Source organism: Allobosea sp. (assembly GCF_035944895.1).
In the GTDB taxonomy this organism is placed as follows: domain Bacteria; phylum Pseudomonadota; class Alphaproteobacteria; order Rhizobiales; family Beijerinckiaceae; genus Allobosea.
On record NZ_DASZAT010000005.1, the window covers coordinates 15,438 to 39,043 of the forward strand.

The 23,606-nt window shown below is 64.2% G+C and carries 23 protein-coding genes; 7 read left to right on the forward strand and 16 right to left on the reverse strand.

What is annotated here, in order from left to right:
- Positions 1–10: 10 nt before the first annotated feature.
- From VGV58_RS02525 to VGV58_RS02545, 5 genes are all read right to left on the reverse strand, one after another.
- Positions 11–409, reverse strand: a complete 399-nt coding sequence (locus tag VGV58_RS02525; RefSeq protein WP_326872399.1) for a RidA family protein — start codon at positions 407–409, stop codon at positions 11–13.
- Positions 410–424: 15 nt separating this feature from the next.
- On the reverse strand, positions 425–1,480 hold the full coding sequence (locus tag VGV58_RS02530) for an Ldh family oxidoreductase (RefSeq protein WP_326872400.1): 1,056 nt from the start codon (positions 1,478–1,480) through the stop codon (positions 425–427).
- A gap of 27 nt (positions 1,481–1,507) precedes the next feature.
- The gene (locus VGV58_RS02535; RefSeq protein ID WP_326872401.1) at positions 1,508–1,906 is read right to left on the reverse strand and encodes a cupin domain-containing protein; all 399 of its coding nucleotides are present in this window, start codon (positions 1,904–1,906) and stop codon (positions 1,508–1,510) included.
- A gap of 185 nt (positions 1,907–2,091) precedes the next feature.
- Positions 2,092–2,907 carry a GntR family transcriptional regulator gene (locus VGV58_RS02540; protein ID WP_326872402.1) on the reverse strand — a complete coding sequence of 272 codons (816 nt, stop codon included), beginning with the start codon at positions 2,905–2,907 and terminating at the stop codon, positions 2,092–2,094.
- Positions 2,908–2,939: 32 nt separating this feature from the next.
- The gene (locus VGV58_RS02545; RefSeq protein ID WP_326872403.1) at positions 2,940–3,926 is read right to left on the reverse strand and encodes a Bug family tripartite tricarboxylate transporter substrate binding protein; all 987 of its coding nucleotides are present in this window, start codon (positions 3,924–3,926) and stop codon (positions 2,940–2,942) included.
- Positions 3,927–4,037: 111 nt separating this feature from the next.
- Between VGV58_RS02545 and VGV58_RS02550 the strand changes: the two genes are divergently transcribed.
- Positions 4,038–4,877, forward strand: coding sequence for a polysaccharide deacetylase family protein (locus tag VGV58_RS02550; RefSeq protein ID WP_326872404.1), 840 nt, complete (start codon positions 4,038–4,040; stop codon positions 4,875–4,877).
- Positions 4,878–5,148: 271 nt separating this feature from the next.
- On the opposite strand, the gene VGV58_RS02555 is transcribed toward VGV58_RS02550, so the two are convergent.
- Complete coding sequence (locus tag VGV58_RS02555) at positions 5,149–6,192, reverse strand: ABC transporter substrate-binding protein (protein ID WP_326872405.1); 1,044 nt, start codon at positions 6,190–6,192, stop codon at positions 5,149–5,151.
- Positions 6,193–6,301: 109 nt separating this feature from the next.
- Between VGV58_RS02555 and VGV58_RS02560 the strand changes: the two genes are divergently transcribed.
- Positions 6,302–7,978, forward strand: a complete 1,677-nt coding sequence (locus VGV58_RS02560; RefSeq protein ID WP_326872406.1) for a GMC family oxidoreductase — start codon at positions 6,302–6,304, stop codon at positions 7,976–7,978.
- Here VGV58_RS02560 and VGV58_RS02565 read toward each other — a convergent pair.
- On the reverse strand, positions 7,932–8,468 hold the full coding sequence (locus VGV58_RS02565; RefSeq protein WP_326872407.1) for a flavin reductase family protein: 537 nt from the start codon (positions 8,466–8,468) through the stop codon (positions 7,932–7,934). The two genes, VGV58_RS02560 and VGV58_RS02565, sit on opposite strands and share 47 nt — an antisense overlap.
- Positions 8,465–9,922: an amidase gene (locus tag VGV58_RS02570; protein ID WP_326872408.1), complete on the reverse strand. Its 1,458-nt coding sequence runs from the start codon at positions 9,920–9,922 to the stop codon at positions 8,465–8,467. Before VGV58_RS02570 ends, VGV58_RS02565 begins: the two co-directional genes overlap by 4 nt.
- A 91-nt stretch (positions 9,923–10,013) precedes the next feature.
- Between VGV58_RS02570 and VGV58_RS02575 the strand changes: the two genes are divergently transcribed.
- From VGV58_RS02575 to VGV58_RS02585, 3 genes are read left to right on the forward strand one after another with little or no spacing between them, the layout of a single operon-like run.
- Positions 10,014–10,847, forward strand: coding sequence for an ABC transporter ATP-binding protein (locus tag VGV58_RS02575; RefSeq protein ID WP_326872409.1), 834 nt, complete (start codon positions 10,014–10,016; stop codon positions 10,845–10,847).
- Positions 10,844–11,626, forward strand: a complete 783-nt coding sequence (locus VGV58_RS02580) for an ABC transporter permease (RefSeq protein WP_326872410.1) — start codon at positions 10,844–10,846, stop codon at positions 11,624–11,626. The genes VGV58_RS02575 and VGV58_RS02580 overlap by 4 nt, the downstream gene beginning before the upstream one ends.
- A 1-nt stretch (position 11,627) precedes the next feature.
- On the forward strand, positions 11,628–12,425 hold the full coding sequence (locus VGV58_RS02585; RefSeq protein ID WP_326872411.1) for an ABC transporter permease: 798 nt from the start codon (positions 11,628–11,630) through the stop codon (positions 12,423–12,425).
- A gap of 38 nt (positions 12,426–12,463) precedes the next feature.
- On the opposite strand, the gene VGV58_RS02590 is transcribed toward VGV58_RS02585, so the two are convergent.
- Positions 12,464–13,045, reverse strand: a complete 582-nt coding sequence (locus VGV58_RS02590; protein WP_326872412.1) for a MarR family winged helix-turn-helix transcriptional regulator — start codon at positions 13,043–13,045, stop codon at positions 12,464–12,466.
- Between the two features lie 171 nt (positions 13,046–13,216).
- On the opposite strand from VGV58_RS02590, the gene VGV58_RS02595 reads away from it, so the two are divergent.
- On the forward strand, positions 13,217–14,725 hold the full coding sequence (locus VGV58_RS02595; protein ID WP_326872413.1) for a 4-hydroxyphenylacetate 3-hydroxylase family protein: 1,509 nt from the start codon (positions 13,217–13,219) through the stop codon (positions 14,723–14,725).
- A 106-nt stretch (positions 14,726–14,831) separates the two neighbouring features.
- Here the strand turns inward: VGV58_RS02595 and VGV58_RS02600 are convergent, their stop codons facing one another.
- The 7 genes from VGV58_RS02600 to VGV58_RS02630 form a co-directional block, all read right to left on the reverse strand.
- Entirely contained in the window at positions 14,832–16,331 is a 1,500-nt protein-coding gene (locus VGV58_RS02600) for a tripartite tricarboxylate transporter permease (RefSeq protein ID WP_326872414.1), read from the reverse strand.
- A 10-nt stretch (positions 16,332–16,341) separates the two neighbouring features.
- Complete coding sequence (locus tag VGV58_RS02605) at positions 16,342–16,788, reverse strand: tripartite tricarboxylate transporter TctB family protein (protein WP_326872415.1); 447 nt, start codon at positions 16,786–16,788, stop codon at positions 16,342–16,344.
- Between the two features lie 158 nt (positions 16,789–16,946).
- Positions 16,947–18,395 carry an aldehyde dehydrogenase family protein gene (locus VGV58_RS02610; RefSeq protein ID WP_326872416.1) on the reverse strand — a complete coding sequence of 483 codons (1,449 nt, stop codon included), beginning with the start codon at positions 18,393–18,395 and terminating at the stop codon, positions 16,947–16,949.
- A 63-nt stretch (positions 18,396–18,458) separates the two neighbouring features.
- Positions 18,459–20,240, reverse strand: coding sequence for a thiamine pyrophosphate-binding protein (locus tag VGV58_RS02615; RefSeq protein WP_326872417.1), 1,782 nt, complete (start codon positions 20,238–20,240; stop codon positions 18,459–18,461).
- Between the two features lie 12 nt (positions 20,241–20,252).
- Complete coding sequence (locus VGV58_RS02620; RefSeq protein ID WP_326872418.1) at positions 20,253–21,410, reverse strand: alpha-hydroxy acid oxidase; 1,158 nt, start codon at positions 21,408–21,410, stop codon at positions 20,253–20,255.
- A gap of 171 nt (positions 21,411–21,581) precedes the next feature.
- Positions 21,582–22,337: a GntR family transcriptional regulator gene (locus VGV58_RS02625; RefSeq protein WP_326872419.1), complete on the reverse strand. Its 756-nt coding sequence runs from the start codon at positions 22,335–22,337 to the stop codon at positions 21,582–21,584.
- Complete coding sequence (locus VGV58_RS02630; RefSeq protein WP_326872420.1) at positions 22,274–22,942, reverse strand: DUF4286 family protein; 669 nt, start codon at positions 22,940–22,942, stop codon at positions 22,274–22,276. Before VGV58_RS02630 ends, VGV58_RS02625 begins: the two co-directional genes overlap by 64 nt.
- Before the next feature lie 81 nt (positions 22,943–23,023).
- On the opposite strand from VGV58_RS02630, the gene VGV58_RS02635 reads away from it, so the two are divergent.
- Positions 23,024–23,605, forward strand: a complete 582-nt coding sequence (locus VGV58_RS02635; RefSeq protein WP_326872421.1) for an amino acid synthesis family protein — start codon at positions 23,024–23,026, stop codon at positions 23,603–23,605.
- Position 23,606: the final 1 nt, after the last annotated feature.

Here is a 23,606-nt window from a genome sequence, read left to right on the forward strand (position 1 = left end):
CGTGATCCGTTCAGTCCTGGATGACCGCGATCGCGTTGATCTCGATCAGGTAGTCCGGCGAGGTCATCTTGCAGATCTCGACCATGGTCGAGGCCGGCGCGATGCCGGTGAAGTATTCGCGCCGCACCTTATGGATCGCATCGAAATGCTCCATGTTGCGGACATAGACATCGACGCGGCAGATGTCTTCGAGCGTGCCGCCGGCTTCCTCGACCGCCGCCTTGAGGTTCTCGCAGACCTGACGGGTCTGCTCGGAGACGTCGCCGATGCCGGCGATCGTGCCGTCGGCGCGACGCGAGGTCATGCCGGAAATGAAGACGAGACGGCCGCGCGCCTCGATCATCGTCGCCTGGGCGAAGTGACCGTTGGGCTGGCGCAGCTTGGCGCTGGTGATCTTCTGCTTGGACATGGGTGACTCCGTCGATCAGGAAAGGGAAGAGGGAAACGCGACGCCCAGCCGCGCCGCAGCACTGCGCAGTGCATCCATGGTCGCGGGCGCGACGCGGCACGTGCCGTCGAAGTCGCGATGGGCCTTGGCGGCGCGGTCGCCGGGCATGCGGACCTGCGCGACGCCGGGGGCCACCTTCGAGCCGCGGATGCGGTCCGCGAAGCCGTTTGCCGCCGCCTCGAATTCGTCGCGCGGGCGAAGGCCCTCGACCTGGATCGCGAGGAACAGGTTGGCGCTGCCATAGGGCTGAGACAGGTCGCCGTAGAGCGGACGGACCGCGTCGCCGATGGCTCCGGCCGACAGCCCACCTGCGAGCAGGTCGACCATCACCGCGAGACCGAACCCCTTGGCACCGGCCGCGGGCAGCAGCATGCCCTTGATCGCCTCGGTCGCGTTCGTCGTCGGCACGCCGTCGGCCGTGGCGGCCCAGCCTTCGGGGATGGGCTCGCCCCGGCCCTCGGCCAGCCGGATCTTGCCCATCGCGCCGGCGCTCATGGCGAGGTCGAGGACGAGCGGCTCGCCGCCCGTGGGAACGGCGATGGCGAGCGGATTGTTGCCGACGACCCGTTCAGCGCCGCCGGGAGCAGGCAGCAGAGGGCGGGTATTGGCCATGACGATGCCGATCTGGCCGGCGAGCGCGATCTTGCGGGCGAAACGGCCGGCGGCGCCGAAATGGAAGGCATTGCGCACCGCGACGGCCGCGAGGCCGTGCACCCGTGCCCTGTCGATGGCGAGGGCGGCCGCCTTCTCGGCGCTGATATGGCCGAGGGCGTTGCCGGCGTCGATCGTGAGGCGCGAGCCGCAATCGACGACGATCTCGCCCGCGGCCCCGGCATCGACCGAACCCTTCTCGATCCGCTCCAGATACATGGGCAGAAGCATCAGCCCGTGCGAGCCGAGGCCTTCGATATCCGCATCGAGCAGCGCCTCGGCGACCAGCCCGGCATAGCGAGCCGGCGTGCCCACCTTGACCAGCAACGTCTGAGCCAGCATGCGCAACTCGTCTGCCGGGTAGGACTCGCGGCTAACCATGGCTGGCGTCCCGTGGATCGCTTGCCATCAGTGCGCGTCCTTCTCGTCGGTGTACCAGGACGGCATCTGCGGATAGTGCGGGCCGTCATAGATCTCGACGACGACCGTTTCCTCGATCGCGAGGCTGGGGCCGTGAACGTTGCCCTTAGGATTGCAGTAGAAGCTGCCCGCCTTCAGCTCGACGCCGGTGTTCGTGTAGGCGAAGTGCCCCGAAAGGCAGAACATCATCTGGTTCGAGGCGTGCGAGTGAGGCTTCGGGATGCCCGCGCCCTTCTCGAACCGGATCAAAGCGACCGATGCGCCGGTGGCCTCGTCGCGCCAGAGCATCTTCTCATGGACCCCTTTAAGCGACTTCTCCCGCCAGGGCAGGTCGTTCGTCTGGATCAGGATTTCTTCGAGGCTCGGAGCGCCGGCGGGGAGTTGCATGGTGGACTCTTCTCTTCAGCAGTCGCGCTTTGGATGTCTATCATGATATTTCACGTGATGTCTAATGCAAGCGGCAAAGTGCGGCCATGCGCAGGAATTCTGCGCCCGCGTCCGGGAAACACCAGGAGAGGGGTCAAGCGGCGGCCGGCGCTGCTCGCAGTGAGACTATGAAAAAGCGCGGCTGATCAGCGTGCGCGCGTGGCGTGCGCGCGTTGCGGCGCATGCTGCTGCAGATGAGCGACCTTGTCGCGCAGTGCCGCGAGATGCTCGCGCATGGCCGCCGCCGCGGCCATTGGATCCTGGGCTTCGATCGCTTGCAGCACCGCTCGGTGCTGGCGGTCGGAGGCTTCGGTATCGAGCGTTTGCCAGAGATGCAGATACCAGGCGCGTGTCGAGCGTTCGTGCAGCGTCTTGGCGAAGTCGCCGAGGATGCGCGACTGGGACATGTCGCTGAGCTTGTTGTGGAAGGCGCGATCGCACTCGACGAAGGAGTCGATCCGTCCGCCGCCATGTGGGTCGTCGCGATGATGATCGAGCAGGGAGCGGATCTCGGCTACGTCCTCGGGGCGCCGATGCTGAGCTGCACGGGCAGCGATTTCCGGCTCGATGACGAGCCGCGCATCGAGGATTTCCAGCACCTGCCCCATCGAGTCGGGCTGGATGATCACGCCCTTTCGCGGCACGATGTCGACCAGGCCTTCGGTTCGCAGTCGCTGCAGCGCCTGATGCACGGGCGTGCGGCCCATGTCGAGCTGTTCGCAGATCGATGCTTCGTTGAGATACTGGCCCGGCGCGAAGAAGAGCGTGATGATGCGGTCCTTGATCGCGATGTAGGCTTGGTCTGACAGCGACAAGCTCTCGTCATTGCCCTTGGTCTTCTTCACCGGACGCTGCTTCCGGGCGGTGTCGCTTTTCGTAGCCGTCATGTCGCCTTGCCGCAGGGAAGTTGAGCTGTTTCCAAGGTGGAAGCATTCAATATCGTCGAAGTTGCAGGCGGGCAAATTGTGCCCGCCTTCGACATGCAGACGCGTGGCTATGGCTGGATCTTGATGTTCCCGACTTTGATGATCTCGCCGATCTTCGCGCGTTCCGTCTTGAGGAAGCTGTCGAGATCGGCAGCCGAGCCGCCGGCGGGCACGTAGTGCATGGTCAGCATGCGGGCGCGGATCTCCGGCTTGGCCAGAACCGCGTTGACGTCGGCATTGATCCTGTCGCGAATGTCGGCCGGCAGACCGGCCGGAGCGTGCAGGCTGAGCCAGGTGCCCGCTTCGAGATCACTGAGCCCCTGCTCAGCGAAGGAGGCGATGTCGGGCTCGCCTTCATAGCGCTTTGCGCTGGCGACTCCGAGCGCCTTCAGCTTGCCCTCCCTGACCTGTGCCATGGTCGAAACGTCCATGGCGACCTGGATGTTGCCGGCCAGCAGGTCCATGACGGCAGCGCCCATGCCGCGATAAGGCACGTGCGTCATCTTGATGCCGGTGCGCTGGGTCAGTTGCTCGGTCGCGAGGTGGAAGGATGAACCGTAACCCGTCGTCGCGAAGGAAAGCTTGTCCGGATTCGCCTTCGCATAGGCGATGAATTCCTGCAGGTTCTTTGCCGGCACTGAAGGGTGCACGACCAGGAAGATCGGGCTGGTCGCCAGCAGCGTGATCCCGGTGAAGTCCTTGTCGACGTTGTAGGGCAGCTTGTCGAAGAGAAACGGATTTGCCGCCTGCGAGGTGATGAGCCCCATGCTCAGCGTGTATCCGTCAGCGGGCGACTTCGCGACGGCGTCTGTGCCGATGATGGCGTTGCCGCCACTCTTGTTCTCGACATTGACCCGCACGCCCCACCGCTCGCCCAGGCCCTCTGCGACGACACGGGCAACCCCGTCGGCCGTGCCGCCGGCGGCGAGCGGCACGATGATGGTGACCGGCCGTTGCGGCCAGGCCTGAGCCATCGCTTCCGTCCAGACCGGCACGAGGCCGAGCCCAACGACTGTCACGAACGAAATCAGCGCCTTACGCAAAGAGCGCAGCATGACGGCTTTCTCCTGATTGATGCATCAGAAGAAATATCATAAGAAATGTTAGATGCCGTCAACCGAGCAGGCGCCATGAAACTGCCGTCAGATCGTTTTTCGTATTCCGCGATGCCTCATCGTCCGCGACTGGCATTGCCCGGCGGGGCTCGGATCGCGGTCTACGTCGTCGTCAACGTCGAGGACTGGGATTTCTGGAAGCCGATCGTCCGGCAATACGTGCCCTCGCCGCAGGCGGTGCCGGTCGTGCCGGACGTGCAGAACTGGGCCTGGCACGAATACGGCCTGAGGGTCGGCTTCTGGCGCATCCTGAAGGCGTTGTCGGAGCGTGGCCTGAAGGCGTCCGCGCCGATCAATGCGCGGCTCTGCGAGAGCTACGAGCCGGTCGCGCGCGCGATGCTCGATTCCGGGTGGGAGTTCGTCGGTCACGGCGTCGTCCAGGGTGCGATGCATGCCGTGCCCGATCAACGCGAGGCGATTCAGTCTTCGATGCGCATCCTGCGCGATTTCGCGGGCCTGGCGCCGAAGGGGTGGCTTGGCCCAGGCATGGCCGAGACCGGCGAAACGCTCGATCTCCTGGCTGAGGCGGGCTTCGGCTATGTCTGCGACTGGGCGATGGACGAGCATCCGGTCGAGATGACGACCGATCATGGGCCGGTCGTGGCCATACCCTATTCGCTTGAAACCGGCGATCTGCCGATGATGGTGGCCCATCACCACGAGTCCGAGGTCTGGCTCCGGAGGCTGCGCGACCAGTTCGACCGGCTCTATGCGGAGGGGGAAACGCAGCCCCGCATCATGTCGCTGAGCGTCCACCCCTACATCATGGGCGTGCCGCACCGGATCGGCTATTTCGAGCAGGCGCTCGACCATTTCGCCAGGCATGACGGCGTCTGGTTCGCCAACGCCGGCGATATCCACGACTGGTATCGCGGCGCCGGCCTGGGATGACACGAGACTGGGACGAAGAGGCGCTGCGGCTCAGGCGCAGAGCAACTCCGGTTTCATCGTGGCGAAGCGTGCGACCTGCTTCGCCAGCGTGGTCAGGCGCCCGAGGCATTCTCGTCCGAGCAGCCGCCCTCGGGCATGAACCGCGTCTGGGAAATAAAATCCGTTGCCGCAAGCGATGTCGTTGAATCCGATATAATCGCAGTAAAGGGACGCTCTGCGATCTCCGAGAGCATCCCTCAGTGGTGCACCTCCGAGTTTTCGGGAGGCGGCCTCAGGCCGAGCAGGGCCGCGGCAGAAAGCTCATGTCGACATAAGGTTTTGCGTCGATCCTTGCCGATAGTAGCCCTTCAGCAACCATCGCATCGAGCGGGGGCTGCACCTGCTCCGCCCCCAGGCAGGCATTGGGGTCGCGGAAATAGTCGTTCTTGGTCAGGAAGTAGCTGTCGACCACCTCAGGCGGCGACTTGGACAGGGTCGCCGCGAGCTCGACTGCCTTCTTGCGGTTCTCCAGCGCATAGAGCCACTGGAGCCCAGCGACGTAGTCCGCAAGCCAGGCCTTCGCCACCGCCGGCTGGGCTTTCAGGAAGTTCTCGGTCGCGACCTGGAAGATGACTGCGTAAGGCGGCAGCGCATCCTTGCCCTGGAACACTGCTCGCAGGCCGCCCTTCGCGCGCTCTGTCGCGCCGAACGGCAGCGGCAGAACCCCGCAATCGACGCGTTTCTCGCGAATGGCCGCCCCGATGCTCGGAAACGAGATCTCGACGATCCGTACATCGCGGCGTGGATCGAGCCCGTTCTTCTTCAAGGCGACGCGCAACAGCAGGTCCACCGCGGTTCCGAAGGCGTTGACGGCGATCGTCTTACCCTTGAGGTCTGGGATCGTCTTGATGCTGCTGTCGTCCAGCACGTAGAACACCTGCGAGGCGTAGCCCTCGCGTGCGTCCTGGAAATTGTCCGCCACGATCTTCATGCCGCCTGGAACTGCGTTTTTGGCGATGGCCGTGGCGAAGGCCGGGAGCGACAGGGTCGCGAAGTCGGCCTGGCCCGCGGCGAGCAGCGAGGCGGCTTCCGGCGTGCCGCGGGTATAGGTCACGTCCAGCACATAGTCCTTGCCGTGCCGCTTCAGCACGTTGTCCTTCATCCAGTCCATGAGATGGATGGTGACGATCTCGTTGGCGCCCAGCCCGCCGCCAGTGGCATAGCGCAGGCGTGGCACCTGGGCTTTCGCGACATGCGGCATCGCCAGCGTTCCGGCCATCGCCGCACCGCCGGCGAGAATGCCCCGCCTCGACATCGAACCACGTGCTTGAAACATCGCCCCCTCCGTTGTCAAACGATAATTCTACATTAAGATCGTAAGACAATTATGATGGGCATTATTCGCGTTGCTGCGCAAGCCTGTCGCTGAGCGTTGGAGCGTAAAATTGCGGCAGATCGAAACCGACTATCTGGTGATCGGCGCAGGTTCTGCTGGCTGTGTCCTGGCAAGCCGTCTTAGCGAAGATCCTTCGACAGAGGTCATAGTCCTCGAGGCAGGCGGCTGGGACTGGGACCCGCTGATCCATGTGCCGCTCGGTTACGGCAAGATGCTCGCCGATCGGCGCAACGACTGGGGCTTCGACACCGAGCCGGTCCGTGGGCTCGACGGACGGCGCTTGCCATGTGAGCGGGGCAGGGTCGTCGGCGGCTCCTCTTCGACGAACGCCATGGTCTATGTGCGCGGTCACCGCGAGGATTATGCGCGCTGGGCGTCCGCAGGACTCCGGCACTGGTCCTATGCCCACGTGCTTCCCTATTTTCGTAAAGCCGAGCGCTGGAGCGGAGGGGCCGACGACTATCGCGGCGGCGACGGCCCGCTCCGCACCTGCGGCTCGGGCTATGCCGACCCGCTCGTCGAAGCCGGCCTCGATGCCGCTGCGGGAGCCGGATTTCCCATCTCGGAAGACTACAATGGCGCCGAGCAGGAAGGTTTCGGCCGCCTGCAGACGACGATCGGCGACGGTCGCCGCTGCAGCACGGCCGTCGCTTATCTGCGGCCGGCGCTGCAGCGCCGCAATCTGACGCTGAAGACCCGCGCGACGGTCACGCGCATCCTGGTCGAGAACGGCCGGGCGATTGGTGCTGAGGCATTGCTGCGCGGAAAGCTGCATCGAATCCGCGCACGGCGCGAGGTGCTACTCTGCGCCGGGGCGATCAAGACACCGCAGTTGCTGATGCTCTCGGGCGTGGGTTCTGCCGACGATCTGCGCCGCCACGGGATTTCTGTTGCGCTGGACAGTCCGGGCGTAGGGGGCAATCTGCAGGATCATGTCCAGGCCGGGTTCGAATATGAGCGCGCCACGCCTGGGCCATTCCAGAAGGCCCTGCGCCTCGACCGGATCGGCGCTGCGATGGCCAAGGCCTATTTTCTCGGCAAAGGTTTCGCGACCGATCTGCCCAGCGGCTGGACCGCGTTCCTGAAGACGCAATATGCCTCCGTGGCGCCCGACATCCAGTTGCTGTTTCGGGCAACGCCGCTCGTGGCCGATCCCTACCTGCCGCCCTTCCGTCGCGCCTTCGAGGATGGCTTTGCCTGCCGTGCCGTGCTGCTGCGTCCGGAGAGCCGCGGCCGCATCGGCCTGCACGACGCCGACCCTCTGGCGCCGCCCCGTATCGAGCAATCCTTCCTCGATACGGACAAGGACCGCGCGACCCTTCGTGCCGGCGTGCGTCTGGTTCGCGAACTAGCGCGCCAGCCACGCTTTGCTGGCCATGTCGCGCGCGAGCGCGAGCCTGGTCCGGCTGTCGTCGGCGATGCGGATCTGGATGCGCATATCCGCGCTTCGGCCGGTACCGTCCGCCACCCACTCGGCACCTGCCGCATGGGCTCCGATGCGGACAGGATGGCGGTCCTCGATTCTCAACTGCGGGTGCGCGGCATCGACGGCCTGCGCGTCGTGGACGCCTCGGCAATGCCTGATCTCACCGGCGGAAACATTAATGCTGTCGTGATCATGATAGCCGAGGCGGCTGCGGATTTCATCCGAGGCCAGCAGCCGCTTCCCGCTGCGGTGATCACCAGCCGTGCAGCAAATGCTCCACCCCTGGCGGCGTCTCGATGAGATGCTCCGCGTCGAGCTGACGGTAGCGCCCCCGGAAAAAGACCAGGGGCCTGGGACGGGGCGTCATCGCCAGGCTGAAACGCGTCACTTCACCGATCAGGATGAGATGGTCTCCGCCATCATGCCTTGCATGGTTGCGACATTCGAACCAGGCCATGGCGTCCGGCAGCAAGGGCTGCCCTGCCGCTCCCTCGATCGGCGTGATGCCCTGCCACTTGTCGGTCATGGGCTTGGCGAACCGGGTCGAGAGCTCGCTCTGTCCTTCGCCGAGCAGATTGACGGCATAATGCTCGACGCTGTTCCAGTGCTCGAAGGCGCGCGCATTGCGGCCGACGCTGAACAGGACCAGCGGCGGTTCCAACGAGACCGAGTTGAACGAGCTGACGGTCGCCCCCAGCAGTTCGCCGTCGGATGTCTTTGCCGTGATGATCGCCACGCCTGTCGGAAACAGTCCGAGCGCGTCCCTGAACTCGCGTGCTGAGAAACTCATTCTGGTCTGCCTTGCTGACGGGGGTCGAAGGATGAGGCGCCGCGTGGATCGATCGGCAGAAGGCGGTTCAGGCCGGCGGCCTGCTCGAACAGCGCGGCGGCGGAGAGCAGCCTCGCTTCGCAGCGTGGCGGCGCGACGATCTGCAGTCCGACAGGCAGGCCCGACGTCGTGAACCCGCAAGGCACGGAGATCGCCGGACAGGCCGTGATAGTGATCGCATAGGTCAGCACGAGCCAGCTGAAGAAGTCATCGAAGCGTGTGCCGTCGACCTCCATCAGGTGGCGCACGCGCAGGTCGAAAGGCGGTGCCATGACCGTCGGCGTGACCAGCAGGTCGTAATCCCGGAAAAAGCGGATGACGCGAGCGTAGATGTCGGCGCGCAGCAGCTCTGCCTGAGCGATCTGGTCGGCCGTCTGGGCCAGTCCCTGGCGCGTATAATGGACGATCTCGGGACTGAGCCGGTCGGATTGCTGTTCCAGTAATTCGCGGGCGGCCGCACGCTGCGCGTTGCGGAGAACGCGGAAGCATAGTTCCGCCCCGGTAAGGTCCGGCGATGCGGCATCGACACGGGCGCCTGCGTCGCTGAAATGTCCAAGCGACGCTTCGCAGACCCTGCGGATATCGGGATCGACGGGTCCCAGGCCCAAAGTCGCGCTCCACGCTACTCGCGCGGGCATGGTCGGGTGATCCACTGCGTCCATGAAAGGCTGCGTCGGCGCCGGCAACGAGATCGGATCTTCCGGGTGCTCGCCTACCATGGCGTCGAACATCATGGCGACGTCGCGCACGGTGCGCGCCATCGGCCCATCGACATTCAGCATTCCGAACGACAGCGGAAGCGGGCCATGCGCAACTCGGCCCGGGCTCGGGCGCAGGCCGACGACACCGCAGAAGGCGCTGGGAATCCGGATAGAACCCGCCATGTCGTTGCCTGTCGCCAGCCAGGCCTGCCCGGTCGCGAGCGCCGCCGCCGACCCGCCCGACGACCCGCCCGTCGTGCGGGATAAGTCCCACGGATTGGCGGTCGCGCCGAAAACGGCATTCACCGTGTTGCCGCCGGCCCCGAATTCGGGCGTGTTGGACTTGCCGAGCACGATCGCGCCATGGGCCTCCAGTCTTTCGACCAGCAGGTCGGAGCGCTGCGCGACGCGATCCTTGTGGACCAGCGAGCCATCGGTGTGCCGGACGCCGGCAACCGCAGTCAGGTCCTTCACCACCATCGGGATACCGTGGAGATGCGCCGCGCCTCGCTTGTCCCGGTCCTTTGCCATCAGGGTGCGTGCATGGTCGAGCGCGCGTTTGAGGCTGAGGGTCGGCAACGCGTTGAGTGCGCCCTCGACCGCCTCGATGCGGGCGGCAGCGGCTTCTACCAGTTCGACCGGGCTGACGCTGCCCGCTTGTAGTTGGGATCGCACCTCGTATGCGTCCAGGCGCCACAACTCTTGCTGCGTCATCGCATCCTCTTGTAGATTGTCATACGATCTTAATATCTGTAGCCTCGGCGATGCAATGCACGAAAACGAGCGGGAACGGACAAGACGACCGATGACAGTTTTGGCCACCCGGGAAGCGGTAGGCAGCGCATCCGTGCGCCCCGCGAAGATTGTGATCTCCGGGGTCACGAAGCGCTTCCAGCGGCGAGGCGACAGCTTTCTTGCTCTTTCGGCCGTTGACCTCGACATAGCGGAAGGCGAATTCGTCTCGATCGTCGGTCCTTCTGGCTGCGGCAAGAGCACGCTTCTCTACATGCTCGGCGGCTTCGTACCGGCCAGCGACGGCTCCATGCGGATCGACGGCGAGCCGGTGTCCGGGCCTGGCCTCGATCGCGGGGTGGTCTTCCAGGAATACGCTCTGTTCCCGTGGCTGACCGTCTCGCAGAACATCGGTTATGCGTTGGATCGCTCGGGTCGTCCGCGCCAGGAGCGCAACGAGATCGTCGAGCGCTACATTACCCTGATGGGCCTCAGAGGCTTCGAGAACTCCTTCCCGCGCGAGTTGTCGGGCGGGATGAAGCAGCGCGTGGCGCTGGCGCGGACCTTCGCATATCGGCCGGGCATTCTCCTGCTTGACGAGCCCTTCGGGGCGCTGGACGCGCAGACGCGCGAAATCATGCAGGACGAATTGCTGCGATTGTGGAAGACCGATCGAAAGACCGTCGTGATGGTGACGCACGATGTCGACGAGGCAGTCTATCTCTCGACGCGTGTCTGCGTGATGTCCCATCGTCCGGGACGCATCGTCGAGGAATTCGACATCGCCCTGGATCGCTCGGGCAGCCGCGAGGAAATCGTGCTGACCGATCAGTATCGTGGTATCCGCAATGCCGTCTGGATGTCCGTCCGCCGGCAGGTCACCGAAAGCCGGACGGCCACCGCATGAGCGGCTCTCGTTACGACTGGCTGAAGCGCGCAAGCGCGATTTTGCCGTTCATCTTCGCTCTTCTCCTCTGGCAGGGGCTGGTCTCGCTGCAGGTGGTCGACCCTCTCTTCCTGCCGTCGCCGGTGCGGGTGGGCCGGTCCCTGTTCGAACTCGTCACCGCAGACGGCTTCCTGCTCGAGCTCGCGACGACCTCGTTGCGGGCGCTCGGCGGCCTCGTACTCGGTGCTGCGATCGGTGTCCCGCTCGGGACGGCCATGGCCGTGAGCCCCTCGGTGGAGGGCTTCGCCAACCCGTTGGTGAAGGCGACCTACTCGCTGCCCAAGACGGCGTTGGTGCCGCTGTTCATTCTGTGGTTCGGCATCGGTAACGTCACAAACATTCTTGCCGTAGCGCTCGCGACCATGCTGCCCATGATCGTCTACACCTATCATGCCGTGGAGGGAGCACCGAAGGTTCTGCTCTGGAGCGCGCGCGCCATGGGCACGAGCGAGGCCGGGCTGCTTCCTCATGTCCTGCTGCGCTCAGCATTGCCCGGCATCCTCACCGGCCTTCGGATCGGCCTGGGATTCGCGTTCCTGATCGCGATCGCAGCGGAAATGATCGCCGCCAAGATCGGCGTCGGAAAGCTGCTGTTCCTCTATGGCGAGAACGGCGCCTACGATTTCATGTTCGCGGCGATCGCGGCGGTCGTCTTCGTGTCATATGCGGCGGATCGCGGCTTCTCGGCGCTCAGCGACCATTTGCTGCGCTGGCAGGAGCCCGCGGAAGGAAAAGCGTAAGATGGCGAGCAGCTCCGTCGAAGTCAAAGCGCCGTCGAACGGTGGCATTCCCGCGCAGGTCATCGGCGTCATCCTTCGCTCCTACCCACTTTTCCTCGTCGCCATCGCCTGGGAAGCCGTGGCGCGCGCCGGTTGGGTTCAGCCGGTCTTCCTGCCTCCGCTGTCCAGCGTCCTGGCGAGCTTTCCGCAACTAGTCGCCACGGGCGAGATCCTGGGGCCGCTGCTCACGAGCTTGCATCGGGCCGCTGCCGGGTTGGCGATCGCCATGACTGTCGGCATCACGCTGGGTTTTTGGATGGCGCGGTCCCGCTGGGCCAAGTGGTTGTTCGACCCGCTGGTGGCGCTCGGCTTTCCGGCGCCCAAGGTTGCGTTCCTGCCGATCTTCATCCTCTGGTTCGGGATCGATCATATGTCCAAGATCGCGCTGGTCGCGATCACCTGCGTCTTTCCCTTCATCCTTGCAGCGGAGGCGGGCGCGCGGACGGTGCCGCGCGTGCAGCTCTGGGCAGCCGAGATGATGGGCACCCCCAGGTTCGAATTGCTCTGGCGTATCGTCTTGCCGGCGACGTTACCGTCCCTGATGAGTGGCGTCAGGATTGCGGTGCCGTTCTCTCTCGTTAGCGCTTTCACGGCAGAGATGATCGCCGGGGGAGGCGGGTTGGGCGGTGGGCTGGTCTACGCTCAGCGCTTCTTCGAGACGCAGACTGTGTTCGCCTTGCTGCTCGTCATGCTGGCGACGGGCTATCTGGTCGACTACGGCCTGCTGGCGCTGCGCCGCCGTCTCCTGCGCTGGCATTAAGGCTGAGCACCGGCTCCGGTCTGCTGCTGGCCGTTGGATCAGGCTTGCAGAGCCTCGCCCAATCCGGTTCGTTCTTCGATCAGGTCGCCCCGGCGGACCTGGGCGAAAATCAGATCGGCGTTGAGTGTCAGGCGGCGCAGTAGCTTTTCGACGATCGCAAGCTCTGCCGCCGAAATGCCTTCGAAAAGTAGGTCGTTAACCCGTCGGACAATAGGTGCGATCGAACGCACGGCATCCTTGCCATCGGGCGACAGTGACACCAGCACGCTGCGGCGATCGACTTCATCCTGGCGCTTGGTCAGCAATCCCCTGTGGATCAGCCGGCCGACCTCCGTCGTAACGTGCGGCGCGGCCAGGCGGACATGCTCGGCGAGCTCGCGGATCGAAACCCCATGTTCTCCCTGGCGATAGGCGGCTCCCATCAGGACGGCAAACTGGCTGCCAGTCAGGCCAAGCACGCGCCCGAAGATTTCGCGGCACTTTAGCAGGCTCTCCAGCGCCAGCACCGTTGTGTAGATCGCCTCGCGGAAGGCGCGATCGCTGCCCTGTCCGAGAAACTCGGCTCGGGAAATCGTCAAAGGGGGCGTGAACACGCCGTCTGCGCTCTCGTTGGTGGCCACCGACCTCGTCCCGCCCGCTGCTCTCGGTCCCGCTCTAGCAGGCTTCATGCGCGAACTCCAATCGTTGACACATACATATTTATATCTATTCTGTAGCTAATTCCAGGTGCGGATGTCGCCGGAAATGCAACCGCCTGGCCGGCGGGCACATCACATCAAAGAGGGGTTTCCATGACTGCGCTGAGCATGACGCTTTCCACCGCCGCAGGCGATTCAGCCGGACTGCGGTCCGGCGCCGATTTCCTCGCTTCGCTGAAGGCCAGTAAGCGTTGCGTCTATCTCGACGGCGAACGCGTCACCGATCCCACGTCGCACCCTGCCTTTCGCGAGGGCGCCAGGCAGATCGCCGCGCTCTATGATTTCGCGATTGCGCCCGAGAACCGCGACGACATGATGTTCCGGGTCGAGGAGACCGGCAACCTCGCATTTCGCTGCTACCAGATTCCCCAGACTAAGGACGATCTCAAGGCCAAGCGCATCGCAGCCGAGAAATGGGCCGAGCAGACCTTCGGTCTGATGGGGCGCACCCCCGACCATGTCGCGAACTTCTTCACCGGCTATGCGGCCAAGCCGTCCATCTTCGCGAAGTCGGGTCAGCGCTGGGCAGACAATGTCATCAACTTCTACAGGTACCTGCGCGACAGGCACCTCTATGTCGCCTATGCGATCGTGCCGCCGCAGGTCGACCGCAGCAAGCCGCCCCATGAGCAGTCCGAGCCGCATCTCTATGCAGGCGTGGTGCGCGAGGTCGATGGTGGCATCATCGTGTCGGGCGGCCAGCAGCTCGCCACCGGCGGCGTCTATGCCGACTATCTGCATTTGAGCTGCATCCACCCGCTTCAGCCCGGTTCTGAGAACCATGCGATCAGCGTCGCGATCCCGATGGACGCGCCGGGGCTGAAGCTGTATTCGCGCCGCGCTTTCGCGCTGCAGGCGACGAACTCCTTCGACTACCCCCTTTCCTCGCGCTTCGACGAGACCGACAGCTTCGTCGTGCTGGACGAGGTCTTCGTGCCTTGGGAGCATGTCTTCATCTATCGCGACATCGAGCTGTGCCGCGACCAGTGGTGGAAGACGCCGTCGCATACCTACGGCAACCACCAGGCGCAGGCGCGCTTCATGACCAAGCTGCGGTTCCTGCTCGGCATGGCCAAGCGCATGAACGAGGCGACCGGCAACGACGCGGTTCCGCCAGTTCAGGTGCAGATGGGTGAGCTTGCTGCACTGGCCTCAATTGTCGAGGGCATGCTGCACGCGCAGGAATCGCTGGCGACTGTCGATGAAGAAGGCGTGATCTGGCCCGCCAAGAACATGCTCTACGCGGTGATGGCCCTGCAGTCCGAGATCAATCCGCGCATGGTGGACATCGTCCGGGAACTGACGGGCGCCGCAATGATCACGCTGCCTTCGTCGGTCAAGGATCTCGACAGCCCCGAAACCGCAAAGGATGTGGCGCGGTTCTACCGCTCCTCGAATCTCGAGGCTCGCCAGCGCGTGGCCCTGATGCGTCTCGCTTGGGATTTCATAGGCAGCGAGTTCGGCAACCGGCACCAGCAATATGAGAAGTTCTACGGCGGTGCCTCATTCTTGGTGAAGATGAACATGTCGCGCGCCTATGATTTCAAGCGCGCCGGTGCGATGGTCGACCGGGCCCTGAGCCTCCCGCCGGTCCAGGATTGACACGTCAGGGAGCGGCCTTGACTGCTCCCTCCCTCGACATAAAAAGCGGCGCCGGTTCTCACCGGCGCCGCTTTTTCGTTTCGGCAGGGTTTACCGGTGCCGCCGGTTATTCCTGAAGCGCCTCCTCGCGCTTGTTGCGGATTGCGGGCGAGATCAGCACGATCAGCAGGACGACGCTCGCGATCAGGAAGGCCAGGCTGATCGGCTGCGTGAAGAAGGTCGACGTGCTGCCACGCGAGATCAGCATCGCCCTGCGAAGATTCTCTTCCATCATCGGCCCTAGGATGAAGCCGAGGATCATCGGGGCCGGTTCGCAATCGAGCTTGATGAAGATGTAACCGAGGACCGCGAGTGCAGCCATCAGGTAGATGTCGAAGACGCTGTTGCTCCCGGAATAGACGCCGATCAGGCAGAACACCAGGATCGCCGGGAAGAGAAGGCGGTAGGGCACCTTCAGGAGCTTGATCCAGATGCCGACGAGCGGAAGGTTGAGCACCAGCAGCATCAGATTGCCGATCCACATGCTCGCGATCAGGCCCCAGAACAGGCCCGGGCGCTCGGTCATCACAGTCGGCCCGGGCGCGATCCCCTGGATCATCATGGCGCCGATCATCAAGGCCATGGTCGGGTTCGACGGAATGCCGAGCGTGATCATGGGAATGAAGGATGTCTGCGCGCCCGCATTATTGGCCGATTCCGGCCCGGCGACGCCGCGGATATCGCCGTTGCCGAAATTCTTCGGCGGCCGCGCCACCTTCTTTTCCAGCGTATAGGACGCGAACGATGCCAGCAGCGCGCCACCTCCGGGCAGGATACCGAGCAGCGAACCGAGGCCGGTTCCACGCAGGATGGCCCCCGCTGAGTCTTTGATGTCCTTCAGGCTCGGCAGCACGCTGCCGATCTTCTGGGCCGTCACGTCACGGTCCTGACCGCCTTCGAGATTACAGATCACCTCTGCGATGCCGAAGATTGCCATGGTCAACGCAATGAAGCCGATGCCGTCGGTCAACTCGGGAATGCCGAAGCTGTAGCGCGCCGTCCCGGAGTTCACGTCCGTGCCGACAAGCCCGAGCAGCAGGCCAAGGATGACCATGCCGATCGCTTTGATCAGCGAGCCGCGCGCGAGCACGACTGCCGCGATCAGGCCAAAGACCATCAGCGAGAAATATTCCGCCGGACCGAAGCGCAAGGCGACTTCGGCCAAGGGTGGGGCGAAATAGGCGATCATGACCGTCGAGACGCAGCCGGCAAAAAACGACCCGATCGCTGCGATGCCGAGCGCTGGCCCGGCCCGGCCCGCCCGGGCCATCTTGTAGCCGTCGATGGCCGTGACGACGGAGGACGATTCGCCGGGGATGTTGACCAGGATCGCAGTGGTCGAACCGCCGTACTGGGCGCCGTAGTAGATGCCCGCGAGCATGATCAGCGCGGAGTCGGGTGGCAAGGTGAAGGTGATCGGCAGCAGCATCGCGACGCTCGCCACGGGCCCGAGGCCGGGCAGCACCCCGACCAGGGTGCCGAGTAGGACGCCTGCAAAGCAGTAGCCGAGATTGGCGATACTCAGCGCGACGCTGAAGCCGAGCGAAAGATTGGATAGCGTTTCCATCGTCAGCCCCTCAAATCGCGGGCCAGAGGCGCATGGGGAGCCCCAGCAGAACGACGAAGAGCAGGGCGGAAGCAATCGACAGCCCGACTGCTAGCAGCAGTCCTTCCTTCGTCCGGAAATCGGGACTCGCATAGCCGCCGATCATCACGAGGAGGATGATCGACAGGACGAGCCCCAGCGGCTGCAACAAGGCGGCAAACACCAGGATCGATGCGATCAGGCAAGCGAAAGGCCGCAGCTTGCCCGGCGTGATCGGCTCGCCGGGCACGAAGAAGCTCCGGCCCAGCACGAGGAGGCCGACGCCCAGCAGGCACAGACCGAGCACCAGCGGGAACGAGCCCGCACCCATGCGAGCCGCCGTTCCCAGCGAGTAGCCGGGCGCCAGCACCGCGAAACCTGCTCCGAAGCCGCTGAACAGCAATCCGGTCAAAAAGTCCTTATAATTGATGATGCGCATGGTTCCCCTCGTTATATCTGCGCAATCGGAAGCGGCTCCGGAGCGGCCCCGGATCAATGCATTCCGGAGCGGACGGGCCGGAGCCAAGCACTGCAATTGGCGCCCCGCGATGGGGGGGACGGCGACGGGCCACGTGATGTGGTCCGTCGCCATGATCATCAGGCTGCCTCGTAGCCGATCATCGCTTTGATCTCGAGGAAGTCCTCGAGACCGTAAATGCCGGCCTCGCGGCCGTTGCCCGATTGCTTGTAGCCGCCGAATGGGGCTTCGACGTCTTGCAACTTGTCGTGCGGAGCGCCGTTCAGATAGATGCGGCCGGCGCGCAGACGGCCGCCGATCTCGCGGGCTTTCTCCAGCGAGCCTGCCCAGACATAGCCGGCGAGGCCATAGACTGTGCCGTTCGCAATCGCGACCGCATCGTCCTCGTCCTTGTAGGACAGGATCGAGAGAACCGGCCCGAAAATCTCCTGCTGGGCCAGGGTCATTTCGGGCGTTACGTCGGCGAAGATCGTCGGACGGACATAATAACCGCGATTGAGCCCGGGCGGCCGGCCCTGACCACCGATGACGACACGCGCGCCTTCGTTGATCCCGACCCCGATCAGGTGCTGGACGCGGTCGAACTGCGCCTTGCTGACCAGAGGGCCGAGCCTCGTGCCATCGGCCAGAGGATCGCCGACGACGACGCCCTCCGCCGTTTTCTTCGCGATCTCCAGCACCTCTTCGAGTTGGTCGCGATGGACCAGCATACGCGTCGGCGCCTGGCAGGATTGCCCGGTGTTGGTGAAGGAGCGCAGCACGCCGGCGGGGATCGCCTTCGCGAGATCGGCACCTGGAACGATGATGTTCGCCGACTTGCCGCCGAGTTCCTGATGGACCCGCTTGACCGTCTCGGCCGCCGACTTGGCGACGAGAATGCCGGCCCGCGTCGAGCCCGTGAACGACACCATGTCGATGTCGGGATGCGACGAGATCGCTTCGCCGACTGTGGGTCCGTCTCCGTTGACGAGGTTGAAGACGCCCTTGGGCACGCCGGCTGCGTGGATGACCTCGGTCAGCAGGATGGCGCTGAGCGGCGCGATCTCGCTCGGCTTGACCACGGCCGTGCAGCCAGCCGCCAGGGCGGGAGCGAATTTCGATGCGATCTGGTTGATCGGCCAGTTCCAGGGCGTGATGAATCCGCAGACGCCGATCGGCTCCCGCAGGATCCGCGTCGTGTCGCTGAGCATATGGCCGAAATCATACGATTTCAGAACGCGGTGGGCTTCCTTGAAGTGATCCAGCGTCGTGTTGGTCTGCACCTGCTTGGCGAACCACAGCGGTGAGCCCATCTCGGCTGTGATGACCTCGGCCAGATCATCGAAGCGCTTCTCGAATGCGGCGATGATGCTCGCCAGCAGGTCGAGGCGCTCGGCCTTGGTCGTCATCGCGAAGGTCTCGAAGGCGCGGCGCGCGGCCTTGACCGCCGCATCGACATCGGCCGCGCTGCCGAGGCTGACCTGACCGGCCGTCTCTTCCGTCGCGGGGTTGATCACATCGAAGCGGTTCGGGGCCAGCGGCTCCACCCACGCACCATCAATGTAGAATTTCGTGTAGTTGCTGCTCATGCTTTCACCCTCGTCAGATTTTGGAGTGGCCGGCGCGAGCGCGCCGGCCACCGACCTTCTGGGTCATTCGCCTCGCGACAGCGGCGGGTTGGAATAGCCCGGCGTGACATGGGCATCGATCAGGTAAGGCTTCCCGGCCCGCACGGCTGCAAGACCGCGGCCAATCGCGGCTTCGAGCTCGGAGAGTGTTCCGACCGGGCCCTCGGCCTCGACGCCCTGCGCTCGCGCCATCGCCGCCAAGTCGACGACCGGATCGGTCATACGCTGGCCGATCCAGCGGTTTTCCGGCGGGCGGCCGCGCATCTTCGCGACGGCTTCCTGATGGATCTCGTCGTTGAAGTTCGAGCGGTTGTTCGAAATGATGAACAACGCCGGCAGGCCATAATGCGCAGCCGTCCAGAGCGCCGTGACGCCCTGCATGAAGTCGCCGTCGCCGAGCACCGAAACGACCGGGCGGGTCGGATCAATGTCCTTGATTGCGAGCGCCACGCCGACCGTGAGACCGGGACCCGCCGCGAGGCCAGCGCCGCCATCATGACCCATGAAGTCGTAGGAATCACGGAAGTGGTAGGCATTGCCGGCCCAGCCGATCGTGACATGGGCCATCGTGAACTTCTGCTCGCCGCGAATCTTGGCGAGGGCGACCTCGATATCGCGCGGTGCCAGTTCTTTCTCGGCGTTCTCGCTGAAGGCCGGCTCGGGATGGGTGTTGCGGCTCTTGCCGTCCCACTTCGCCTTGCCGCCCAGCTTGGCTTCGAGGGCTGCAAGCACGTCCTCGACGAAGCCGTCGGCGCCGGCGACCACGGGCACGTCGAGCGGAGGCAGGCCGAAATAGTCCATGCTCCAGCCGCGGTGCAGGCTGGAATCGAGCGAGACATGCGCGATCTTTGCCGGGAAATTCTCCGTGTCGCGGCTGACCTGGAGCAGGAATCCGTTGAGGTCGACCCAGTCGAAGGAGACGATGACGTCGGCCTTCTTGACGATCTCCTTGGCGGCCGGGCTCAGCCAGTAGGAAGGCGGCACCGCGTGCAGGCCATGGTCGGTCGGGAAGGCCGAACGCTCGCGGATCGACGTCATCACGGAGGCGTCGGCGAGCTCGGCAAGGCGGACGCGGCGGTCCCAGGCAGCCTGCTCGCGCGAGCCGCGGCCGAACAGGACGAGCGGGTTCTTCGCCTCGGCAAGGAGCGACGCCACGGCATCGATGTCGGCCGCATTGGCACGCGGCGACGGGGCCGGCCGATAACGCTCGATGCTCGGCACCTTGAGCGGCTGGTCGAGCTTCTGCTCCTGCAAGCCGGCATCGAGGCAGATATAGACCGGGGCGGTCGGCTGGCTGTTGGTGAGCTGCGAGCCGCGCAGGAAGGCTTCGACGATGCCCGGGGCCGAGCGCGGCTCGTCATCCCATTTGATGTAGTCGCGGAGCAGGGCGCCCTGGTCCTTGGCAGTGTGGATCCAGTCGATCCAGGGACGGCGCTTTTCGGGAGCCACCGGGCCGGTCGCGCCGATCACCATCATGGGCATGCGGTCGCACCAGGCATTGAAGACGCCCATCGCGCCGTGCAGTAGCCCGACATTGCTGTGCAGCACGCAGGCCATCGCCTTGTCGGTCACCTTCGCATAGCCGTGCGCGATGGAGACGACATGGTCCTCGTTGAGACACAGCAGCATCTGCGGCGTCGTGTTGCCGAGATGATTGACCAGGCTGTCATGGAAGCCGCGATAGCTCGCGCCGGGATTGAGCGAGATATAGGGGATATCGAGCTCGCGCAGCATTTGAGCGGCGACGTCGCTGCCCCATCCCACGGTGTTCGAGGGCGTCACGTTGGGGCGTTCGATTTTTTTCATTGTCATGATCTCTCAGGTGATGCCGGCCAGCCGGGCTCCTCCACCCCACCAGCCTTGTTTCCGTGCCGCTTCTGATGCCGGCAGACGGAGCGTGGACAATACCGTCGGGACTTGGACCGGCGCGCTCCTGCGCAGATGACCGGGACCGAGTTGCGACAAGGATGAGCAGCCGAGGAGAGCGAGCGCGGTCGCGATCTCTTCGGTAAGGATCTGGATCAAGCGCTGCAGCGCTTCGCTGCCGCCGGCCGCCAGGGCAGCACCTTGCGCCTTCCCGAGGCCGACGCCGTCGGCTCCCAGGGCAATCGCCTTCAGCACGTCGGTGCCGCGAAGCATCCCTCCGTCAATGAATACGCTGCACCGGCCTGTGACGGCCGGAAAGATCTCCGCGAGTTGATCGATGGCGGCGGCAGAATGGTCGAGCTGCCGCCCGCCATGATTGGAGACGTAGACGACATCCACGCCATGATCCGCGCAAAGCGACGCATCCTCGGCTGTCATCACGCCCTTGATGATCAGTGGCAGGCGTGTACGCTGGCGCAGCCAGGCGACCGTTTCCCAGGACAGGCTCGCCTGTTCCGGAACGATCTGGACGCTCTTGCGATCATCCAGATTGGCCCGGTCAACAGCGGTGGCCGGCGAGAAGCGATTGCGCAGATCGCGCTCCCGCCGCCCATAGACGGCCGTATCGACGGTCAGGCAGATCGCGACGCAGCCGGCCTCCTCGGCGCGTTGCACCACACCGTCGAGCCAGTCGCGTCCACCACGCATGTAGAGCTGCAGGATCAGATCGACCTTTGGCACCTGCTGCCTGACCGCCTCCAATGACGGTTCGGCCATGATGCTCATGAACATGGGAACGCCGGCCGCTGCAGCGACGGTCGCCGAGGCGACTGCGGCGTCGTGATCGAAGAGGCGCAAAGAGCCCACTGGCGCAAGGAACACGGGCAGTGCGCTCTGTCGTCCGAGAAGTGAAGTTCTCAGATCGACGGTTGAAACATCCCGCAACACGCGCGGAACGAATTCATAACTGTCCAGTGCCCAGCGGTTCCGGCAAAGTGTCGCCTCGGATTCCGAGCCGCCGATGAGATAATCCCAAACCTCCGGCCGCAGGGCCTGAGAGGCCTTCTCGAAGATTTCCGCAATCGTCCGGAACGGTTCGGTAAGGGTCATTATCCGCGTCAGCTGAGCTAGCAGAGAAGCTGACGTTAAGATTGTCAGACAAAGCTGTCAACGCGAGCTTGGGCTGTTTTTTGAGCAGTGTTGCTCAGTGCCTATTCTGCCGGCAACGGCAAAGGCCCGGCGAAGCCGGGCCGGTGTCGCTTGAATGCCTGCGGAGGGCGGTCAGGCAGCGCTGGGCCGTTGCAGCCCCTCGGAATCATACGCGATCTTGGCGGCTGCATGAGCCTGCCGGACATGCTCGATCGCGGCGGCGCGAGCCGCTTCGGAGTCGCCCGTCTCGATCGCGTTGAGGATCGCCTTCATCTCGGCATGGCTCTTCTCGGCGCGTCCGGGAAGTGACATCGAGCGGCTGCGGAGAAAGGTTATTCGCGCGTAGAGGCCGCGCAGGGTCTCGTCGATGATGCTGTTGCCGGAGAGCCTGATCATTTCGTCGTAGAAGGTCCCGGTGGACGAAAGCCGTCCATCAGGATCATCCTGCTTCGCGGCCTTGGCGAAGGCATTGAGCGCCGCGGCCAGGGTCTTGTAGTCGGCAGGCGTGGCATGTTCCGCCGCGAGCGCAGCGACTTCGCCCTCGAGCAGCATGCGCACGCGATAGATCTCGCTGGCATTCTCCCAGGACAGGATCGGGATTTGCGGGCCGCGATTGGGTATGATCGATACGAGCCGCTCGGCCTCGAGACTCCTGAGCGCCTCGCGGACCGATGGCCGGCTGACGCCCAGCATCTCGCACAGATCCACTTCGATCAGGCGCTCCCCAGGCTTGAACACGCCGGCGAGGATAGCCGCTCGAAGCTTCTCCACGGTCAGCTGCTGGACCGTTCTCGGCAGAACCCGAAGATCACTACGTCGCAATTTCAACCTCGTCCAACCTGTCGCCGACCATGTTTCTGAAACGTGGTGTAGCTCGCCTTGAACCATTCATTCGCTGCAAGCCGGTTACGCCACGGCGTTTTCCTCGCTTTTTCCCTGGCGGGAGACGAGAGCGCCCGCATGTCGGCAAGATAGTGAAGGGCGAGATGGGTGAAGGTTTCGGGCACTCCATCCGTAACCCGGAAGCGCCGAACCATGAGCCAATCTTCGCACTCCATCAGCAATGGGACATGCTCGGTCTCGTACCAGGAATCGAAATCCTCAGCGGCCTCATCAGGCACATTAAATGCTACCGCGTAAAGGATATGTGCATCCATGGGCCGATCGATGCCATCGCGAACCTGGACCGAGGTCTCGGAGGCGAGATAGCGGGTGAAGCCGGCCACATTCTTCAGCATCCAGGCGGTCCGCTCGGACGGGGTGTCCTTGATTACCTTGTAGGGCGGAGACGACAGCACGGCGGCATCGTCCAGTTCGTAGACGGCGAGGAACCCGTCCCTGTCGGTGCGGCCGTAGCGCTGAGCGCTGACGAAGCCCGGGCAGTCCATACGGATCGGAATATGCTCTTCGTCGTACCAACGATGAAACTCCTCGGCGAAATCGGCGCCGGGAGTCATCTCGGAAAACAGGATAGCGGATCCTTTAGTCTGCATGATTTATCTTCCGATTGACAAATTGTCTGACAAAGACATAGTCCGGAGCTTATCGAAGTCAAGCTTCCGGAAACGCCCACGATGCAGCTCAACATTCGCAGAACGCTTGTCCTGGTTGAGGACCGCCACGAGGATTCGGGCGTCAAGGCCGAGATTTCGCGTCGGAAGGTTGCCATCGTCGCCATCGTCGAGAATCCGCTGGCGGGCAAGGGCTATGTCGCCGATCTCAAGCCGCTGATCGAAGCCAGCATTCCCGTGGGTGCTCGCATGGGCGAACTGGCAGTCGAGGCGCTCGGCGGTCGTGAGGTCCAGAGCTACGGCAAGGGCGGTATCGTCGGCCTCAACGGCGAGCAAGAGCACGCCAATGCGCTGCTGACAACGGCCTTCGCCAACCCGATCCGCGACGCCATCGGCGGCGCGAGGGCCTGGATCTCCTCGGTCACCAAAATCGGCGCGCCGGGAACGCCGATCGACGTCCCAATGAACCACAAGCATGACGTCTATGTGCGCTCGCATTACGACAGCATGGCGCTCACCTTGCCCGACACGCCGATGCCGGACGAGGTGGCGCTGATCTTCTGCCTCTCCAGCGAGGGGCGTCTCAATGCCCGCGTCGGCGGCCTGACGCATGCGGAAGTCATGAGCCGCGAAAGCGGCGTTTGAA

Excerpts from the sequence above, each read along its gene's own strand:
- VGV58_RS02610 (WP_326872416.1), bottom strand. The coding sequence starts at position 18,395 with ATGAGCAGCAACTACACGAAATTCTACATTGATGGTGCGTGGGTGGAG.
- VGV58_RS02630 (WP_326872420.1), bottom strand. The coding sequence starts at position 22,942 with ATGCAGACTAAAGGATCCGCTATCCTGTTTTCCGAGATGACTCCCGGC.
- VGV58_RS02525 (WP_326872399.1), bottom strand. The coding sequence starts at position 409 with ATGTCCAAGCAGAAGATCACCAGCGCCAAGCTGCGCCAGCCCAACGGT.
- VGV58_RS02530 (WP_326872400.1), bottom strand. The coding sequence starts at position 1,480 with ATGGTTAGCCGCGAGTCCTACCCGGCAGACGAGTTGCGCATGCTGGCT.
- VGV58_RS02545 (WP_326872403.1), bottom strand. The coding sequence starts at position 3,926 with ATGCTGCGCTCTTTGCGTAAGGCGCTGATTTCGTTCGTGACAGTCGTT.
- VGV58_RS02575 (WP_326872409.1), top strand. The coding sequence starts at position 10,014 with ATGACAGTTTTGGCCACCCGGGAAGCGGTAGGCAGCGCATCCGTGCGC.
- VGV58_RS02595 (WP_326872413.1), top strand. The coding sequence starts at position 13,217 with ATGACTGCGCTGAGCATGACGCTTTCCACCGCCGCAGGCGATTCAGCC.
- VGV58_RS02550 (WP_326872404.1), top strand. The coding sequence starts at position 4,038 with ATGCCTCATCGTCCGCGACTGGCATTGCCCGGCGGGGCTCGGATCGCG.
- VGV58_RS02585 (WP_326872411.1), top strand. The coding sequence starts at position 11,628 with ATGGCGAGCAGCTCCGTCGAAGTCAAAGCGCCGTCGAACGGTGGCATT.
- VGV58_RS02600 (WP_326872414.1), bottom strand. The coding sequence starts at position 16,331 with ATGGAAACGCTATCCAATCTTTCGCTCGGCTTCAGCGTCGCGCTGAGT.
- VGV58_RS02555 (WP_326872405.1), bottom strand. The coding sequence starts at position 6,192 with ATGTTTCAAGCACGTGGTTCGATGTCGAGGCGGGGCATTCTCGCCGGC.
- VGV58_RS02570 (WP_326872408.1), bottom strand. The coding sequence starts at position 9,922 with ATGACGCAGCAAGAGTTGTGGCGCCTGGACGCATACGAGGTGCGATCC.
- VGV58_RS02580 (WP_326872410.1), top strand. The coding sequence starts at position 10,844 with ATGAGCGGCTCTCGTTACGACTGGCTGAAGCGCGCAAGCGCGATTTTG.
- VGV58_RS02635 (WP_326872421.1), top strand. The coding sequence starts at position 23,024 with ATGCAGCTCAACATTCGCAGAACGCTTGTCCTGGTTGAGGACCGCCAC.
- VGV58_RS02620 (WP_326872418.1), bottom strand. The coding sequence starts at position 21,410 with ATGACCCTTACCGAACCGTTCCGGACGATTGCGGAAATCTTCGAGAAG.
- VGV58_RS02535 (WP_326872401.1), bottom strand. The coding sequence starts at position 1,906 with ATGCAACTCCCCGCCGGCGCTCCGAGCCTCGAAGAAATCCTGATCCAG.
- VGV58_RS02625 (WP_326872419.1), bottom strand. The coding sequence starts at position 22,337 with ATGGTTCAAGGCGAGCTACACCACGTTTCAGAAACATGGTCGGCGACA.
- VGV58_RS02565 (WP_326872407.1), bottom strand. The coding sequence starts at position 8,468 with ATGAGTTTCTCAGCACGCGAGTTCAGGGACGCGCTCGGACTGTTTCCG.
- VGV58_RS02605 (WP_326872415.1), bottom strand. The coding sequence starts at position 16,788 with ATGCGCATCATCAATTATAAGGACTTTTTGACCGGATTGCTGTTCAGC.
- VGV58_RS02615 (WP_326872417.1), bottom strand. The coding sequence starts at position 20,240 with ATGAAAAAAATCGAACGCCCCAACGTGACGCCCTCGAACACCGTGGGA.